Raw genomic sequence first — 16,263 nt, 5'->3', positions numbered from 1 at the left:
ACTCAGTCGGTGAGCAGGCCTACGGCGTGGCCGAGGTCGACCAGCATGGCGTCGAAGAGGATCTCGGGGTTGGACAGCGGGATCGGGTAGTTGCCGAAGACTTCCAGGGTGACGTGCCCGTACAGGCGCGCCCACATCTGGATCATCAGATACATCACGCCGAGGTCGAGCTTCTCCGCCGGGAACTTCTGCCCCGACTCCGACAGCGCCGCGAGCAGCTCGGTCTGGAAGTGCACCAGATCCTCGCGCAGCTCCGGCGGGATGACGTCGGTCGGCGGCGTCACGATGTCGTAGCTGGCGAGCAGCCGACCCGCCGCCGCGAGGAAGATCCGCCCGAACGGCTCGTCGAAGCGGCGCAGCGCGCGGGCCTCGCCGCCGCCGGGCGAGGCGAACACCAGGGTGAACTCCCTGGTGTGCGCCAACGCCCAGCGTCGAAATCCCTTGCAGATGGCGAAGAACTGCACAACGCCGTCGTCGGGCAGCGTCGCGATCTCGGCGGATAACTCCTCGCCGAGATCGGCACAGAACTCGAGACGCAGCCGTTCCAGCAGATCGTCCAGCGAGCCGTAATAGCGGTACAGGGCGGGCGCGGTGATGCCGAGCGCACGCGCGATCGCGCGCAGGCTCACCGCCGCCTGTCCGTGTTCCACCAGCAGCGTCCTGGCCACCCGCCGGATCTCAGCGTCGGTCACGACCGGCGAGCGGCCCCGGGGTTTGGGGTTACTCATGGTCTGATTCAAGCGTATTCGACATCCCAGCGCTTGATGCCGTTCAACCAGCCCGAACGCAGCCGCACGGGTTCTGCCACCTGACGCAGGTTCGGCATCGCGTCGGCGATGGCGTTGAACATCAGATCGATCTGCAGCCGAGCCAGATTCGCGCCGACGCAGTAGTGCGTGCCGGTGCCGCCGAAGCCGACGTGCGGGTTGGGGTTGCGCAGCACGTCGAAGCTGAACGGATCCTGGAATGCTTCCTCGTCGTAGTTGGCCGAGCCGTAGAACAGTCCGAGCCGCTGGCCCTTCTTGATCTGCTGACCGCCGAGCTCGAGGTCCTGGGTCGCGGTGCGCTGGAAGGCGTTGACCGGGGTGGCCCAGCGGACGATCTCGTCGGGCGCGGTGCGCGGCCGCTGCGCCTTGTAGAGCTCCCACTGGTCCGGGTTGTCCACAAAGGCCTTCATGCCGTGCGTGATCGAGTTGCGGGTGGTCTCGTTGCCGGCGACCGAGAGCAGGATGACGAAGAAGGCGAACTCGTCGGAGGCCAGGCCCTCGCCGTCGATATCGGCATTGACCAGCTGGGTGACGATATCGTCGGCCGGGCACTTGCGGCGGTCCTCGGCCATGTTCCACGCGTAGCCCATCACCTCGGCCGTCGCGACCTGGTGATCGCCCTCGAATTCGGGATCGTCGTAGGAGATCATCTGGTTGGACCAGTCGAAGATCTTCTTGCGATCCTCCTGCGGGATGCCGATGAGCTCGGCGATCGCCTGCAGCGGCAGCTCACAGGCGATCTGCTCGACGAAGTCACCGCCACCGGATTTCTTCGCCTCGTGCACGATCTTGGCCGCCCGCTCGGTGAGCGCAGCACGCAGGTTCTCGATCGCGCGCGGGGTGAAGCCCTTGGAGATGATGCGGCGCACCTTGGTGTGCTTGGGCGGATCGAGGTTGATCAGCAGCATGTCGTTGAGCATGCCGATCTGCTCCGCGGACACTTCCTCGTTGAACCGGATGATGGAGCCGTTCTCGTGCGAGGAGAACAGTTCCGGGTGCTTCGAGATCTCTTTGATGTGGTCGAGCTTGGAGACCACCCAGTAGCCGCCGTCATCGAAGCCGCTGGCCCGGCCGGACTGCGCGCACCACCACACGGGGGCGGTGCGGCGCAGCTCGGCGAACTCCTGCACGGGCAGTCGGCTGGCGAGCATGTCGGGGTCGGTGAAATCGAATCCCGCGGGAATCGCAGGCGTGGTCACGGTCACGGCTATCTCCTACCGGTCTGGACTGCAGACCTCACAACGTTGTGTGGAACACGTTCCAGAAAAGATAGAACCACAGAACCGGATCGAGTGAACACCGTTTAGTAAAACCCGTTTACTCGATCCTCAACCGCCACCAAAGCCCGCACCGTTCACGCACACCCAGCCCACGTCGTCCACCGCCCCAATCGAGGCGAGTCACATGGTCGCTACTTGATCTTGAATCACAACCATTCGACTCGCCTCGATCCCGGAAGCTCAGTCAACGGGACCACAGCCGGTCCGCACGCTGGAACTTAGGCGTTGCCCATCCCAGGTTGCGGCAGAGAAAGCCGGGTACGGCACCCGACGCGCTCAGCACTACTCGGTCATTCCCTGGGACAGGTACACCCACCGGATGAGTACAGCTAAGAACTCCCGACGCAACCAGCCCAGTGAGCTGAAGACCCACCCAGGTATTCCTGTGAGTAGTGTGGGCGCGTCGCCTGCCGTACCCGGCTTTAGGCGCACGTCAGGTGCGCGACGTCCAGTTCCCGAGGTGGTCATCTGGCTGTGGTGACGTCACGTACGCCGTGCACAACAGCGAGGTCCGTCAGCACCAGTTCCAGGTGGTCCCGCCAAAATCCGCACCCTGACTCGGGATCCGCACCCGGAATAGGGCCCCCAAAGTCGGTGCGGATCCCGAGTCCGGGTGCGGATTTTGCCGTCGCCTTGGGCGGGTGTGCGGGGGCAGGTTCCCGAGGTGGTCATTTGGCTGTGGTGGCGTTTTTGGTGTGCGAAGGCGTGCCTATCTGTCGCTTGGTTGCGACTGGGGTCAGGGGATCGGGGTCAGGGGTGGTGGCTGCCAATGGCCCTGGATTGCTTCGTCTTTTGGCGCGTACAGCCTCAAGGTTAGGGAGAATTGGCCTGACTCCGGGATCGGCAGCCAGTTGCCTGGTGGCACGTTTGGGCCCGGGTCGGCATGCTGGACCGTGAGATCGACGGAGCCGTCGGGGTTGGGCACCGCCGGGATCTGGTGGCCGATCGCGTAGATTCCGGCCGGGTTGGCCATCAGGTAGCTGTCGGCGTCGTAGGCGGTGAGCGACCAGAAGGCGTCGACCGGTGGCGTCTGGCCCGGCGGGAAGTGCAGTAGGAATCGGCCGGTGCTGCCGTTGGCGCCTGCCGTGGCGAACAGCGTCGGATAGATGGCATCCTTGGGCAGGTTGGCGCCCAACCCTTTCCACGCGACGGCGGCGCGTTGCAGGTAGTTGGTTCCGTAGGCGCCGATGGCGGGGTCGAAGGTCCAGCCGTTCTCGTTCACCGACTTCGGGTCGAGGTAGACCGGGATCTGTTGTCGCGCAGTGCCGACCGCCGCGGTCAGGTCACCGTCGGAAATGCCGTTGACGCGGCCGCCCGGTGTGATGCCGATGGTGGCGAAGCGTTTCATGGCGGGTGCGTCATCGGGGGCCGGCGGGTTGGTCGCCAGCACCGTGCACATCCGATCGAAGAAGGTCCGCGCGTCCATGTCGGCTACCTGTTTGGCCGGTGGTGTCGAATCCGCTTGCGGCGCAGGCGCAACGGGGGCCTGCGGCCGCCCCGCGGTCCAGTCGCTCAGCGACACCAGTCGCAGCTGTTGCTGGAGGGCGCGCACCGCTGGCAGGTCGTCCGCACCGTTGACCTGGATCCGGCCGATCAGCCACACGGTCGGCGTCGGCACGGGCAGCGGGGTGACATCGTCCGGCAGCGTGCCGGACCAGCCGGGTCCGACGACGGCATAAGTGCAGGGCGGTCCCGACTTCGCTTGCGGCCGAAGGCTGCTCGGGCTGTGCGCGGTGTTCGTCCACGCGTCGAGCAGCTGCATCAGCCAGTACCGTCCGCCGTCCATGGCGGGCACTTGCAACACCATCGGCTCGGTCCGCAGGTCGAGCCAGGCGACCGAATACAGCGTGTCCAGGTTGAGCCGCACCACATCCCGGCGCTCGGGCGTCGGCAGCGCCGCGGCGTGCTGGAACCGATTGGCCGGAGTGCTCGCCTCGGCGGCCGCCCTGGTGACGTCCATCAGCACCAGCGGGAAGCCGAAGAGATAGGCGTCCTTGGCGATCGACTGGGCGGCATCGAGCGAGGCGGTGGCGGGACCGGACGACGCGTCATCGGAGCTGCCACACGCCGACAACCCGGCCGCCGCCACGGTTGCCGCCAAGCCGAACATGGTCCGGCGCGACAGTCCGCCGTCGGTCTCGCCCATAGGTTCTTCTCCTGCTTTCCGATCCGATCGGACATTGCGAGAGATCCGCGCAGAAGTATAGCTAAATGTTTGCCGTCAAAGGCTCATGTGCCGAGCACGGCGTTCATGATGGTGCCGGCGCTGGTCGCGATGACACCGCCGATCATGGCGCCCGCGATCATCTTCGGCGATTGCAGCGCACCACCCTGCCACTTCTCCCAGGCGAACTTGCCGCCCGCGTAGACGATGGCGAGGATTCCCGACAGCAGCGCGAACCAGGTGAGGTACCGGACCATCTGTAACAGCTTGTCCGACAGGGGCGGGGCTTCCGGGGTCGGGTTACTGACCTGGGCCAGTGTGTTGAAGGTATCCCCGATCGACGTCAGAATGATGCTCACCGTCTACTCCCTACGCTCCGCTACAACTTTGCCGCCGCCGAGCTGCCACGCGAAAGTTGTTAAACCACCGATGAATTCGATCTTGGTTGAGGATACGGGCCCGCCGGTACTCCCGTGGCCGCCGCGTGCGAAAGCGCACGGCACCGGCCACGATGGCCGAGCTTGCGAGCCCATGCTCCGCGAAGTCACCTGCGGAATCGCCCCCAAGCGGTAGTGAGCGGCAGCCCGCCGACGGATCCGGCGGTGCGCGGCGACCGGGTCTTCGAGCACCCCGCCCCACCCATCATCCCGACCTTCAGCAACCCCGGCAAGGGCCCAGCGACACCGAACTTCACTGCGCTGCACCGACCCGACTACATGGCAGCGAACAAACCGATACCATCGCAGTCAGCGAATCCTGCCCTGTCCCGAATCCAGAATGAGCTGACCACGATGATCCTGCTCGCCGTGCACGACACGCTGCTTGCTCAGATCGGCAACCCCAGCCCCCAGGCTCCGCCGGTCTCCGACAAGTTCCTCCAACTGGTCCGCTACTTCACCTGGTTCGTGCTGCTGGCGGGCATCACCGCCATCATCTACGCGGGCGGCAAGTTCGCGTGGGAGAAGTGGACCGGCGGCGGACTCGACTCCCCGAAGATGGTGGCGGGCGCCATGATCGGTGGTGTCGTCGCCACCAGCGCTGGCACCATCATGAACGCCGTCATCGGAACCTGACCGCGCCCTGGCGCGAGAAGCACACTCCCCCAACATCTCCGGTTGACCCACCGACGACCGAACAGTCGTCAGGGTTCGCTGGGCACGGGAAGACCGCGGCGGTACCGAACCGCTGCGGCCTCGACCAGGATTACTGATCCGCGAGCCAGCTTCCGTGGAACCCGAACGGGACCCGGCGCGGCAGGTGAATGGTGGCGACTGGCGCGGCGGCCAAGTCGGTGGCATCCAGGATGGCCAGATCGCTGCGGTCGGTCTCGGCGTTGTAGACGTAGGTCATGAGATAACCGTTGCCGCCCGGATTCTGGTCTGCGGGCGCGAACGCGGCCTCGCCGGGAATCCGGCCTGGACCGAACTCGTGCGAGGTCTGCGCGCCGGTGTGCAGGTCGTAGCGGACCAGGGCGCCGGAATCGCCGGACACCGAGGCATGACCGAAGCGCGCGTCCAGGCCGACCAGGCGATCGTCCACGCGCGGGAACTCGGCGTCACGATCATCGAGCTGTTCCTCGGCGACGGTGCCGGTGTTGAGATCAATCGTCCAGCGCCACAGGGTCGCCTTGTCGAAGACATGCGATTCGGCGCGCCACAACTCGGAATAGCGCATCACGTGCAGCACGATCTTGCCCGGCTCGTCATGGGCGTTGAGCGTGTGGAAGACGTAGCAGGGGTCGATCGGGAACCAGCGGACCTCGCCGTGCGGGTCGTCGCGCCGCAGCACCCCGAGCCGCGCCTGGTAGCTATCGCTCCAGCGGAACGGCATCCCGTCACCGGAGGCCGCGGTCGCCAGGTCGAAAACAACCGGAAGATCCATGAATACGACATGCTCGGCGGTGAGGTTGAAGTCGTGCTGCATCGTCGGGGCTGGCACGTCGATGGGACGGCTGAGCTGCAGGTTGCCGTCGGCGTCGGCGCGGTGATAGGTCAGGAACGGCTCGCCGACCACCTCGTAGCCGAAGAAGTGCAGCTCGCCGGTGACCGGACAGGTCTTGGGGTGCGCGGTCATCGCGGTGTGCAGCTTGCCGTCGAAATCGTAGGGGCCGACGGTATCCAGTTCGCAGGTCAATTCGTACGGATAGGACGATTCGACCAGCGCGAGCGTGCGGCCCGCGTGCCGGATGACGTGGGTGTTGGCGACACCGGCGGCCAGGTTCCGGTTGCCCATCTCGTCATATCCGCGGGCACCTTCGGTGAAGGTGGTGGTGCGAACCCAGCGATTGCGGTAGGAGACCGCGCGGCCGTTCTCGATCCGCACACCGTGCACCATGCCGTCGCCGACGAACCAGTGCCGGGAAGCGGCGGCGTGCGGATTGGGGCCGTTGCGCAGGTACCAGCCGGTGAGCTCGGCCGGGATCTGCCCGGTGATCGGGAGGTCGTAGGCGGTCAGTTCTTCGGTGACGGGTGCGTAGTTGCCGGTGAGGTGGGGAGCGGGAGTAGTCATGGGAGACAACCGATCTGGTCGAAAAGGTCAGGCTTCGACGCCGTTGGGCGCCTTGGACTGGATGTAGGAGACGTAGCGGATCGTGAAGACCACCGGGATCACGAACGCGAGCACCTGCGCGATGGTCCGCGGTGTCGAGCCGGCATGTGCCAGCATCGCGAGGACCACACAGCCGATGGTAAAGCTCGCGGCCCAGACCGAGGTGAGTATGTAATTGGTGCGCAGGAACACCGGGTTGTGCCAAAGCTCTTGCGGGGTGGTTTGTTTCGCGATGCCGAGGGTGAACGGCTTGCGCAACGCCAGCGAGAGGAGCGCGATCAGCGCGAGCACGCCAGAGGACAGCGCGGGACTGTAGGGATGCAGTGCGGTGTCCGGGTTGGCGAAGGCGAGCACCGTCAGCGCCGCGAAGAAGACCAGCGTGCCGAGGTCGATGATCAAGGCGTCCACGGTGCGGCCGGCTCGGAGCTGGCGGGTCACCTCCACCGCCGAGATGAGTAGTGCGATCAGTGCGGCCCACTGCCAATGTGCGGAGGGGATCACGGCGTAGACGATCCAGGGGGCGAAGGTGCGCAAGTAGGACATGTCCGAAACTCCTCGACTCGCGTTGCCGCGATATTCCAGTTGTGACACGTCAAAACTAGAGACTCCATGTTCGACCTGTCAAGAGTGGAATGTAGAGTGAGGGACATGAGTCTCCGCTACGCCATGCTCGGACTGCTGGCCGACCGTCCCGCCAGCGGGTACGACCTGCTGCAGCGGTTCAAGGTCTCGCTGGCCAACGTCTGGTCCGCGACGCAGAGCCAGATCTACACCGAGCTCGCCAAGCTCGCCGACGCCGAGCTGATCGCCGTGTCGGACGAGGGCCCACGCGGCCGCAAGGAATACACGATCACCGAGGCGGGGCTGGCCGAGCTGCGGCACTGGCTGACCGAAACCAGACCGAAACGGGTGATCCGCAACGAGACATTGCTGCGCGTCTTCTTCCTCGGCGCGGTCTCCCAGGCCGAAGCCGTCGACTACCTGGACGGCATCGCGACCAGATCCGGCAAAAGCCAGCAAGAGCTGCTCGCGCTCAAGGAATCCGTCGACTGGGAGAACAACGACTTCTCCAGGTACGGCCGCATCGCGATGGAGTGGGGGGAACGCTTCTTCGCCATGAACGAGGAGTGGGCCAAGTGGGCGCGAGACCAGGTACCCGAGGACTGAACACCATCCGGCTCAGCGCAGGATGCCCGCCGCCTTGGCCGCCCGCAGCCAGTCGGGGAACTCGCCGAGCAGGCGCGTGTACAACTCGCCGTCGTCGACCCGATCGATGTCGTCGAGCGCGAAAAAGCCAGCGTTGTCGACGATTCGGCCGGTCATCTCGTCGAGCGAGCGCAGCAGGCCGTAGTTGGCGCGGCCGAGGCCGATGAACTGCCAGAAGGCGGGCAGCCCCGAGGCCTCCCGCATTAGAGCGCTGATCTCGCGCCTGTTCGCGAAACCGCCGTCGGTGAAGAACAGGATCAGGGTCGGTCCGTCGCCGGGGTGCAGCGAGGCCATGATGTCGCGCATGATCGGCAATTCGTCGTTGCGGCCGCCGATTCGGCTGTAGTCGATGCCCGCATGCGTGCCGCTGAGGTGCAAATAGGTGGCTGCCCATTCGTCGCCGTGCGCGACGGTGATGTCGGGCAGCTTGGCGAAGGAATGGGCGTAGAGGTAGGCCTCCAGTGCGCCGCTGTCAGCCAGTTGGGTCGCCACCGGAATCATCCGCTGCACCACGCGATGCACGACCTCGGTGCGGTACTGCTTGATCATGCTGCCGGTCTTGTCGATCACCAGCACCACGCGTGCGCGAATTCCCCAGGCGTCCTTGTCGATCAGCACCTTGGCGACCGCTCGCTTGCGCATGTCGAGCTTTCCGCGCTTCTCGAAGGAGAGCGCGGCCTCGCCGGGCACAGTGCGGACCGGTAGTTCCGCTGCGGGTTGCGCGAACTGGGGCGCGGCGGCCGGAGTAGGCTGCGGCTCGGGCGTATCGTCCACGCGCACACCATGATCGGTGACGAGCGCCGCGAATCCGCCTGCGTATCCTTGGCCTACCGCCCGAACCTTCCACTCGGCACCGCGCCGATACAGCTCGAGCGCGATAACCACGGACTCGCTACCGAGCCCCTCGATCCGGTACTCGTACAACACCTTTCCTGCCGGATCGGCCACCGTCGCCACCGGCGCCGCGAACTGCCCGAACTCAGCATTCGGATCGTCCAACGTGATCACCGCCCGCAGCTGCGCGATCTCCGCCGGTACCTCCGCGAGCGAAACCTCCAGCGCCGCAGCAACACCGGTCCGCAACACGACGCCGGGCGCACCGGGCTGATTGAAGAACACGAAGTCGGCATCCGAACGCACCTTGCCCGCCGCGGTCACCAGCAACGCGGACACATCAACGGCCGCCTCGGTCCGCACCGAAACCACCACCCTCGGCTGCGCCAGCGACCCGTTCTGCCCCTTGACAAGTGCAGCACCCACCGAGACTCCCTAGAACGGACTGACGAACTGTAGTCAGCGTAGGACAGTCGCTACCCGACCACCGAGCATGCCGACCGCGGCTGTGCGAGCCGGGTCACAGCCCTTGCGTTCGGAACAGTTGTGAAGTCACAATAGTTGTGTGATTACAACTGTCCAGGAGATGACCGCGCGGCGTAAGACGCTTGTGCTGGCCACCTGTTGTCTGAGCTTGCTGATCGTTTCCATGGACTCGACCATCGTGAATGTCGCGATACCGACCATCCAGGGCGATCTGCACGCGCCGCTGTCCCGGCTGCAGTGGATTGTCGACGTCTACACGCTCACCCTGGCCAGCCTGCTGATGCTGGCGGGTGCGACGGCGGACCGTTTCGGGCGGCGCAGGGTGTTCCGGATCGGGCTGATCACCTTCGCGCTCGGTTCGCTGCTGTGCAGCCTCGCGCCGTCCATCGAGGTCTTGATCGGCGCCAGGTTCTTGCAGGCGATCGGCGGCTCGATGCTCAATCCGGTGGCGATGTCGATCATCACCACGGTGTTCGTCGGACGGGTGGAACGTGCTCGTGCGATCGGGGTTTGGGGCGCGGTGGTCGGTATCTCGATGGCACTCGGGCCGACCGTCGGCGGCGTGCTGATCGACGCGCTCGGCTGGGCATCGGTGTTCTGGATCAATCTGCCGATCTGCCTGCTCGCGCTGGTGATGACGGTGCTGTTCGTGCCGGAATCGAAGTCGGCGACGGTGCGCGGCATCGACCCGATCGGCCAGGTGCTCGCGGTGGTGTTCCTGTTCAGCACGGTGTTCGGGCTGATCGAGCGCAGGCCGGTGATCTTCCTTGTCTCGGCGATCGCGCTCGCGGCGTTCGTGTTCTACGAGTCACGCCGCGTCGACCCGTTCATCGATCTGCGGTTCTTCCGCAGCGTGCCGTTCGCCTCGGCGACGGTGATCGCCATCTTCTCCTTCGCCGCGCTCGGCGCGTTCCTGTTCAGCTGCTCGCTCTATCTGCAGCAGGTCAGGCACTATTCGGCGGTGCACACCGGCCTGCTGTACCTGGCGATGGCCATCGCGATGGTGATCGTCTCGCCACTGTCCGGCCGACTGGTCGGCCGGGTCGGCACCAAACCGTCACTGATCGTGGCGGGTGTGATGATGACCGTTGCCGCCATCATGCTCACCACGCTCGATCCGAATACTCCGGTGTGGCAACTGGTGATCATGTTCGCGGTCTTCGGCATCGGCTTCGGCACGGTGAACGCGCCGATCACCACCACGGCGGTCAGCGGGATGCCGCTCGATCGGGCGGGCGCCGCGTCGGCGGTGGCCTCGACCAGCCGCCAGGTTGGCGTGAGCATCGGTGTCGCACTGTGCGGCGCGCTGGCCGGTGCGGGTCTGTGGTGGCTGATCGCGGTGCTGACCGCCGGGGTCGCCATACTCGGCATAGTCGCGAATACCCCGTGGGCCAAGCGGTCGAGTGATCGCGTCGCCCCGCTGCTGGAACAGAAGGTGCCCGTCCATGCCGGATAACAACCCGACACCCGACGAGGTCTGGGCCCTGCTCACCCGAGTCGTGATGTACTCCCGCGACCCGTGGCGGCGCGCCGCGGTCGAGCGAACGGGCTTGCCGTTCAGTCGTATTCGCGTGCTGCGCCGACTGCGGGCCGCGCCGCTGACCGTGAAGGAGCTGGCGCACGCCGCGGCGATCGACGCACCGGCCGCCACGGTCGCGGTCAACGATCTCGAGCAGCTGGGTTACGTCGTCCGGGAGGTAGATCCGACCAACCGGCGCAAGAAGCTGGTGTCCATCACCACGGCCGGTCGCGCCGTACTCGCCAAGGCACTGGCCACGCCGGATCCCGCGCCGGACTCGGTCACCGCCCTGCCCGCCGACGACCTGCGCGCGCTACGCGACATCCTGAGCCGGATCGAGCACTGAGCCGGAAACCCTTCAGGCGCCGACGAACTCGCGATCGCCGTACTGAACGCTGCCCGCATCCCAGGTGCCGCCCATACCAGCGGCGAATCGTTGCGCCAATTCCATATCGGCGACATCGACAACGAGAATCAGGCTGTCGGCCTCGGTGACCGACCCGCCGACGAGCCGTTCGCGGGCCACCGGATCGGCGACGAGTCCGTCCCGGAACCGCCGCACGTCGACCCCGCGGATGGTGACCGTAAACGCGTCGACCCCGGGCGAATTCGACGCGAGCCGCCGGAAGGTCAGCACCGATTCCTGCTGGAACCTGGTGCGCACCTGATCGGCGATCTGCCGCAGCTCGGCACCGTCGACACAGGCCAGATGGAACTCGCGGGACCGTTCGTAGGTCGCCTGCTGCCGCTCATCGGACCAGAACACGCCGCTGACCAAGGTCGAACCGACGGGTAATCCGATGTGCTGCACCGCGATTCCATCGACCGCCAACTCGAACCCGTCCAGCCGGGTGCGCAGGCGCTGATCGTCGGGGTCGGTGATGGTCGCGGTGTTGTCGGTCGCGAACAGTTCCGCAGTGGGCTGCAACGGATTTCCCGCCGCACACGCCGCCGGGCCGGCCGCGGCGGGCCCCACTCCCCCTACTAGCCCCGCACTGATGAATACCGACGCGACAACAGCAACCATCCGTGCCGCGATCATCCCGAGCCTCCCGAGCCGTTGATCTACGCGATAGACCACTGCACCCTATCGCCAGATCCGCGGCGCGCGAGAGGTTTTGCGTACGGACGCGGACGAGCGGGCGGCGCCCGATGGGGCGCGCACCCGCTCGACGGCAGTGACCGGATTATCGGTCAGTTGCGATCATCGGTCACTTGCGGAAGGCGTCCTTGACCTTCTCGCCTGCGTCCTTGAGGTTGGACTTGATCTGGTCGGCCTTGCCCTCGTTCTTCAGGTCCTGGTCGTCGGTGGCATTACCGAACTTCTCCTTCGCCTGACCGGCGAGGTCCTCAGCCTTGTTCTTGGCCTTGTCAGCTGTGCTCATTGTCTAACCCCTTTCGTCGGGTTCGACCGACCTGCCTTTTTCGGGCCAGTCGTATGGCGGATAACCGGCCTGAGCCGACGCAAACACGCGCGGGCCGTCGCCGGTACCGCCGGTAACCGCCACTTAGGCCCCCGAGCTGGGGCTCAAGCGTAGAGTTTCAGTTGAAAATCCCCGAGTCCCGAAGTGTGGCTCTCCGTGCCCGCGACCGAACCCGGAGGAATCATGACCCTCGTATCCCATGACGCGCTCGTCCAGCCCGCGCCCTCGCGCCCGCCGCCGCAGCAGGCCACTCCCGAGCTGTACGACGCCGCCGAGTTCACCGAATTGGGCGACCGACTGGTCCGGAAACTGTTCGATACCGGCCTACGGCTGGACACCATCCGCATGGCGTTCGATCGCGACGGGCTGACCACCGCCGAACTCGACGAACACCGCGGCGCCATCGTCGACATCCTCGCCAATCTGGACTCGATGATCCGCACCACCGGCCTGGCGATGCTGACCCTGACCGCCGCCGCGCCGATGGGCGAGCTGCGCAGCAGAAGACGGCGATGAGACCCTGGTCGCGCCGCGCCGGGCCGCACCTATCGCTGGGCGGGTATCTGCCGCCGCGTTACGCTGATCCCGTGCACCTCACGGCTGGTCGGCGCGACCATGTCCACGGATGATCAGTACGCCGTCGTCGCCATAGCCTCGTCGGCGGGCGGTATCACCGCGCTCTTCAAGGTCCTCGGCGCCCTCCCGGCCACACTGCCGGTTCCCGTGCTCGTCGTGCAGCATCTCGACCCGCGCCACAAGACAGTGCTCGCCGAATTGCTTTCGCGCCGAACCGAATTGCGGGTGAAACTGGCCGAGGCCGGCGAAACCGTGGGGGCCGGAACCGTGTACATCGCGCCGCCGAACTACCACCTACTCGTTGAGCCGAAAGGGGTCCTGGCGCTGTCCGGCAGCGAGCTCGTCCACTTCGTCCGGCCCTCCGCCGACCTTCTATTCGAGTCGGTCGCGGGCGAGTACGGCGCACGCGCGATCGCCTGTGTGCTGACCGGGTCCGGCAGCGACGGCGCGACCGGCGTGAGCGCGATCAAATCCCGGGGCGGCACGGTGGTCGCGCAGGATCCGGAGGACGCGGAATTCAAGGGCATGCCTGGCGCCGCCGTGGCGACCGGCGACGTGGATCTCGTTGTGCCACTTGACGAGATCGCGGGCGTCATCCGGGGTCTCGTGGTGGAAAGCGCATCGTGACCGAATCGAGCGAGGAGATCATGACGACACCGGGTGAAGACATCGACACCGTCGACCCGGCGCTGGAAGATCTGCTGCTGTTCATTCGCGATTCGCGCGGGTTCGACTTCACCGGTTACAAGCGCTCCTCACTGACCAGGCGTATCCGCAAGCGGATGCACGAGGTCAAGGTCGCCGAGTACCTCGACTATCGCGACCTGCTGGAGAGCAACGCCGAGGAATTCCGCCACCTGTTCAACACCATCCTGATCAATGTCACCAGCTTCTTCCGTGACCTGGAGGCCTGGCAGTACCTACAGCGCGAAGTGCTGCCGGAACTGATCGCGAATACCAAGCCGGACAGCGAGATCCGGATCTGGAGCGCGGGCTGCTCCAGCGGCGAGGAGACCTATTCGCTGGCCATCGCGTTCGCCGAGGCACTCGGCATCGAGGAGTGCGCGAAACGGGTCAAGCTCTACGGCACCGACGTCGACGAGGAAGCACTGCGCGAGGCGCGGTCCGGTGTCTATCCGGCGAAGGCGCTCAGTCAATTGTCCGGCGAGCTGCGCGACCGCTATTTCGAGCCGGTCGGCGACAAGTTCGCCTTCCGCACGGACCTGCGCCGCCGGGTGATCTTCGGCCGGCACGACATCACCCGCGACGCGCCCATCTCCCGCCTCGATCTGCTGGTGTGCCGAAACACGTTGATGTACTTCAACGCCGAGGCGCAATCGCAGATCCTGGATCGATACCGCTTCGCGCTGCGCGAGGGCGGCTTTCTGTTCCTCGGCAAGGCGGAACTATTGCTCTCCGAGGGCGAGCGGTTCGGCGTGGCGAGCATGCGCCAGCGCATCTTCCGGCGCCGGGCCGGCCAGGTCCGGCCGCCACATCAGCCGAGCCCGGCGCGGCTCGACGTCGACCTCGGCCAGGAGGTGCAGGGCCTGGTCAAGAAACGCCAGCTCGGCGAGCTCGCCCTGGAGACCGCCCCGTTCGGGGTGCTCGGCCTCGACGCCGAGGGCAAGGTCTCCATCCTGAACAATCAGATGCGCAGCCAGTTCGGCCTGTCCCAGCACGATCTCGGCAGGCCGCTGAGCGAGCTGGAGATCTCCTACCGGCCGGTCGAACTGCGCTCGCTGATCCAGCAGGCGGTGTCCGAACGCCGTAGCATCAGGATCAGCACGGCCGAACGCAAGCTCGGCCCTGACGATGTCCAGTATTTCGAAGTGCATATTCAGCCGCTGTGGGGCAGCGACGGCTCGGATGTCGGGGTCGTGGTGAACTTCATCGACACGACAGTGTCAACGCGACTTTCCCTCGAAGTGAAAGTGAAAAGGGAAGAACTCGAGACGGCATACGAGGAACTCCAATCCACCAACGAGGAACTCGAAACCACCAACGAAGAACTCCAATCCAGCATCGAGGAATTGGAAACGACCAACGAAGAACTGCAATCGACCAACGAGGAACTCGAAACCACCAACGAAGAACTTCAGTCCGGCAACGAAGAACTCGAGACGATGAACGAGGAGATGCGGCTGCGTACCGACGAACTGAACGAGACCCGCACGTTTCTCGAGGGTGTGCTGTCCAGTGTCGCGGCTGGCGTTGTCGTGCTCGACGATCAGTTGCGGGTCAGGAGCTGGAACCGGGGCGCCGAGGAGATGTGGGGACTGCGTTCCGAGGAGGTTCAGCAGCAGGTTTTCTTCACGCTCGACTTCGGGCTGCCGACGCAACTGCTGCACGAGAGCATCCAGCGCTGCCTCAAAACGGGTCACCGGGACGGACCGGTGGAGATCCCGGCGGTCAATCGGATCGGGCGATCGATCACCTGCGCGGTGACCTGTTCGCCGCTGGACGGCACCGGTGACGGCGTGGTGTTGCTCTTGGAGGAAGTGCCACCGACAAATGTTGCCATACAGGGCAATTAACGCTTTTACCAGCTCTAGCGAGTAGGCTTGCCAACGTGCGGTCGTATTCGGACGCTCACCAGGAAATTGCCCGTGAGTGGCAGGAATTCAGCGCCGAGCGTGAACGAGCCGCTCGTGCGGCGACGGTTGCCGCGAAATACGAGGCGCAGGCCACCGAGCGGCCGGAATCCATGCGGCCATTTCGGCAGCGCATGGCGGAGCTGCATCGACGGATCGAGGGACGGCACCTGGCCTGTGCGCGACTGCACCGGTTGCACGCCCTGCGCTTGCAACGGTGGTACATCGGCGATCGGGCCACGCTGCGACCCGTCTTCATGGCCTCGGTGGCCCAGCACCTCGGCATGGACAACGCCGCGGTCACCCTGTTCGGCCACGCGGGTGAGGAGTTACTGGTCGCCGCCTCGGACGTCACCGCGCGGGCCGCGCACGATCTCGAACTGCTGATCGGCGAAGGCCCGGCCCGCGACGTGCTCGACGGCAGGGAGTACGTCGCCGCGGGCGGTGCCGAGCTCGCCGCGCGCTGGCCGCAGTACGGCCCGGCACTGACCGAGCTCGGCGTGCGGTCGGTGGTCGCGGTCCCGTTGCTCTCCTCCCGTCTGCTCGGCGCGCTGTGCGTGTTCACCAGCCGAGCCGGCCTGCGCACCGAAATAGCTCCGGCCGCAGAGAAAGTGGCCGACGCCCTCGCCAACACGGTGCTGCTCGCCTCGTACGCGACCGCCGACGACGACGCACCGCGGGGCACGTTGTTCGATGATGCCGATTACCTCGCGGCCGTGCATCAGGCGGTCGGTATGGTTGCCGTGCAATGTAGTTGCGATCTCGACGCGGCGCTGGCGCTGTTGCGCGCACGCGCCTTCGCCGACGGGATCGCCGTCTCGGAGATCGCCCGCCGCGTACTGGAGGACGGATACCAATTATGTTGACCG

Annotated in this window: 17 protein-coding genes; 8 read left to right on the top strand and 9 right to left on the bottom strand. The window is 65.8% G+C overall.

Translation table 11 applies throughout. The annotated features are described in order from the left end of the window. Positions 1–2: 2 nt before the first annotated feature. The 4 genes from OG203_RS37755 to OG203_RS37740 all read right to left on the bottom strand — a co-directional run bounded on the left by OG203_RS37755 (position 3) and on the right by OG203_RS37740 (position 4,570). Positions 3–728 (bottom strand): TetR/AcrR family transcriptional regulator, encoded by a 726-nt coding sequence (locus tag OG203_RS37755; protein ID WP_405161980.1) that lies wholly within the window; start codon positions 726–728, stop codon positions 3–5. 8 nt (positions 729–736) lie between these two features. Further along, the gene (locus OG203_RS37750) at positions 737–1,966 is read right to left on the bottom strand and encodes a cytochrome P450 (RefSeq protein WP_405168131.1); all 1,230 of its coding nucleotides are present in this window, start codon (positions 1,964–1,966) and stop codon (positions 737–739) included. Between the two features lie 817 nt (positions 1,967–2,783). Continuing rightward, the gene (locus OG203_RS37745; RefSeq protein ID WP_405161979.1) at positions 2,784–4,193 is read right to left on the bottom strand and encodes a DUF1254 domain-containing protein; all 1,410 of its coding nucleotides are present in this window, start codon (positions 4,191–4,193) and stop codon (positions 2,784–2,786) included. Between the two features lie 83 nt (positions 4,194–4,276). After that, positions 4,277–4,570, bottom strand: coding sequence for a hypothetical protein (locus OG203_RS37740; protein ID WP_405161978.1), 294 nt, complete (start codon positions 4,568–4,570; stop codon positions 4,277–4,279). A 432-nt stretch (positions 4,571–5,002) separates the two neighbouring features. Here OG203_RS37740 and OG203_RS37735 point away from each other — a divergent pair, with 432 nt between their 5' ends. Continuing rightward, positions 5,003–5,284, top strand: coding sequence for a hypothetical protein (locus OG203_RS37735; RefSeq protein WP_405168130.1), 282 nt, complete (start codon positions 5,003–5,005; stop codon positions 5,282–5,284). Positions 5,285–5,414: 130 nt separating this feature from the next. On the opposite strand, the gene OG203_RS37730 is transcribed toward OG203_RS37735, so the two are convergent. Together OG203_RS37730 and OG203_RS37725 are read right to left on the bottom strand one after the other, a co-directional pair. Then, positions 5,415–6,719, bottom strand: coding sequence for a carotenoid oxygenase family protein (locus OG203_RS37730; protein ID WP_405161977.1), 1,305 nt, complete (start codon positions 6,717–6,719; stop codon positions 5,415–5,417). A 27-nt stretch (positions 6,720–6,746) separates the two neighbouring features. Further along, positions 6,747–7,301, bottom strand: coding sequence for a hypothetical protein (locus OG203_RS37725; RefSeq protein WP_405161976.1), 555 nt, complete (start codon positions 7,299–7,301; stop codon positions 6,747–6,749). A 105-nt stretch (positions 7,302–7,406) separates the two neighbouring features. Between OG203_RS37725 and OG203_RS37720 the strand changes: the two genes are divergently transcribed. Beyond that, positions 7,407–7,925: a PadR family transcriptional regulator gene (locus OG203_RS37720; protein ID WP_405161975.1), complete on the top strand. Its 519-nt coding sequence runs from the start codon at positions 7,407–7,409 to the stop codon at positions 7,923–7,925. 12 nt (positions 7,926–7,937) lie between these two features. On the opposite strand, the gene OG203_RS37715 is transcribed toward OG203_RS37720, so the two are convergent. Beyond that, positions 7,938–9,224, bottom strand: coding sequence for a vWA domain-containing protein (locus OG203_RS37715; RefSeq protein ID WP_405161974.1), 1,287 nt, complete (start codon positions 9,222–9,224; stop codon positions 7,938–7,940). 139 nt (positions 9,225–9,363) lie between these two features. Here OG203_RS37715 and OG203_RS37710 point away from each other — a divergent pair, with 139 nt between their 5' ends. Together OG203_RS37710 and OG203_RS37705 are read left to right on the top strand one after the other, a co-directional pair. Next, the gene (locus OG203_RS37710) at positions 9,364–10,740 is read left to right on the top strand and encodes an MFS transporter (protein WP_405161973.1); all 1,377 of its coding nucleotides are present in this window, start codon (positions 9,364–9,366) and stop codon (positions 10,738–10,740) included. Then, positions 10,730–11,149: a MarR family winged helix-turn-helix transcriptional regulator gene (locus OG203_RS37705; RefSeq protein ID WP_405161972.1), complete on the top strand. Its 420-nt coding sequence runs from the start codon at positions 10,730–10,732 to the stop codon at positions 11,147–11,149. The genes OG203_RS37710 and OG203_RS37705 overlap by 11 nt, the downstream gene beginning before the upstream one ends. Before the next feature lie 12 nt (positions 11,150–11,161). On the opposite strand, the gene OG203_RS37700 is transcribed toward OG203_RS37705, so the two are convergent. Continuing rightward, on the bottom strand, positions 11,162–11,845 hold the full coding sequence (locus OG203_RS37700) for a hypothetical protein (protein ID WP_405161971.1): 684 nt from the start codon (positions 11,843–11,845) through the stop codon (positions 11,162–11,164). Between the two features lie 169 nt (positions 11,846–12,014). Continuing rightward, entirely contained in the window at positions 12,015–12,188 is a 174-nt protein-coding gene (locus OG203_RS37695) for a CsbD family protein (RefSeq protein WP_405161970.1), read from the bottom strand. A gap of 222 nt (positions 12,189–12,410) precedes the next feature. On the opposite strand from OG203_RS37695, the gene OG203_RS37690 reads away from it, so the two are divergent. The 4 genes from OG203_RS37690 (at position 12,411) to OG203_RS37675 (ending at position 16,260) form a co-directional block, all read left to right on the top strand. Beyond that, positions 12,411–12,743: a hypothetical protein gene (locus tag OG203_RS37690; protein WP_405161969.1), complete on the top strand. Its 333-nt coding sequence runs from the start codon at positions 12,411–12,413 to the stop codon at positions 12,741–12,743. Positions 12,744–12,842: 99 nt separating this feature from the next. Continuing rightward, the gene (locus OG203_RS37685) at positions 12,843–13,430 is read left to right on the top strand and encodes a chemotaxis protein CheB (RefSeq protein ID WP_405161968.1); all 588 of its coding nucleotides are present in this window, start codon (positions 12,843–12,845) and stop codon (positions 13,428–13,430) included. After that, entirely contained in the window at positions 13,427–15,337 is a 1,911-nt protein-coding gene (locus tag OG203_RS37680; RefSeq protein ID WP_405161967.1) for a CheR family methyltransferase, read from the top strand. Before OG203_RS37685 ends, OG203_RS37680 begins: the two co-directional genes overlap by 4 nt. A gap of 35 nt (positions 15,338–15,372) precedes the next feature. Continuing rightward, positions 15,373–16,260 carry a GAF domain-containing protein gene (locus tag OG203_RS37675; protein WP_405161966.1) on the top strand — a complete coding sequence of 296 codons (888 nt, stop codon included), beginning with the start codon at positions 15,373–15,375 and terminating at the stop codon, positions 16,258–16,260. The last annotated feature ends 3 nt before the right edge of the window (positions 16,261–16,263 follow it).

This window comes from Nocardia sp. NBC_01499 (genome assembly GCF_045040275.1).
In the GTDB taxonomy this organism is placed as follows: Bacteria; Actinomycetota; Actinomycetes; order Mycobacteriales; family Mycobacteriaceae; genus Nocardia.
The sequence above is the reverse complement of the archived record's forward strand: the minus strand, read 5'-3'. Positions and strand labels throughout refer to the sequence as shown.

What these genes read in the sequence shown, in the direction of transcription:
- OG203_RS37755 (WP_405161980.1), bottom strand. Translation starts at nt 728, where the DNA reads ATGAGTAACCCCAAACCCCGGGGCCGCTCGCCGGTCGTGACCGACGCT.
- OG203_RS37745 (WP_405161979.1), bottom strand. Translation starts at nt 4,193, where the DNA reads ATGGGCGAGACCGACGGCGGACTGTCGCGCCGGACCATGTTCGGCTTG.
- OG203_RS37735 (WP_405168130.1), top strand. Translation starts at nt 5,003, where the DNA reads ATGATCCTGCTCGCCGTGCACGACACGCTGCTTGCTCAGATCGGCAAC.
- OG203_RS37730 (WP_405161977.1), bottom strand. Translation starts at nt 6,719, where the DNA reads ATGACTACTCCCGCTCCCCACCTCACCGGCAACTACGCACCCGTCACC.
- OG203_RS37725 (WP_405161976.1), bottom strand. Translation starts at nt 7,301, where the DNA reads ATGTCCTACTTGCGCACCTTCGCCCCCTGGATCGTCTACGCCGTGATC.
- OG203_RS37720 (WP_405161975.1), top strand. Translation starts at nt 7,407, where the DNA reads ATGAGTCTCCGCTACGCCATGCTCGGACTGCTGGCCGACCGTCCCGCC.
- OG203_RS37705 (WP_405161972.1), top strand. Translation starts at nt 10,730, where the DNA reads ATGCCGGATAACAACCCGACACCCGACGAGGTCTGGGCCCTGCTCACC.
- OG203_RS37700 (WP_405161971.1), bottom strand. Translation starts at nt 11,845, where the DNA reads ATGATCGCGGCACGGATGGTTGCTGTTGTCGCGTCGGTATTCATCAGT.
- OG203_RS37695 (WP_405161970.1), bottom strand. Translation starts at nt 12,188, where the DNA reads ATGAGCACAGCTGACAAGGCCAAGAACAAGGCTGAGGACCTCGCCGGT.
- OG203_RS37690 (WP_405161969.1), top strand. Translation starts at nt 12,411, where the DNA reads ATGACCCTCGTATCCCATGACGCGCTCGTCCAGCCCGCGCCCTCGCGC.
- OG203_RS37685 (WP_405161968.1), top strand. Translation starts at nt 12,843, where the DNA reads ATGTCCACGGATGATCAGTACGCCGTCGTCGCCATAGCCTCGTCGGCG.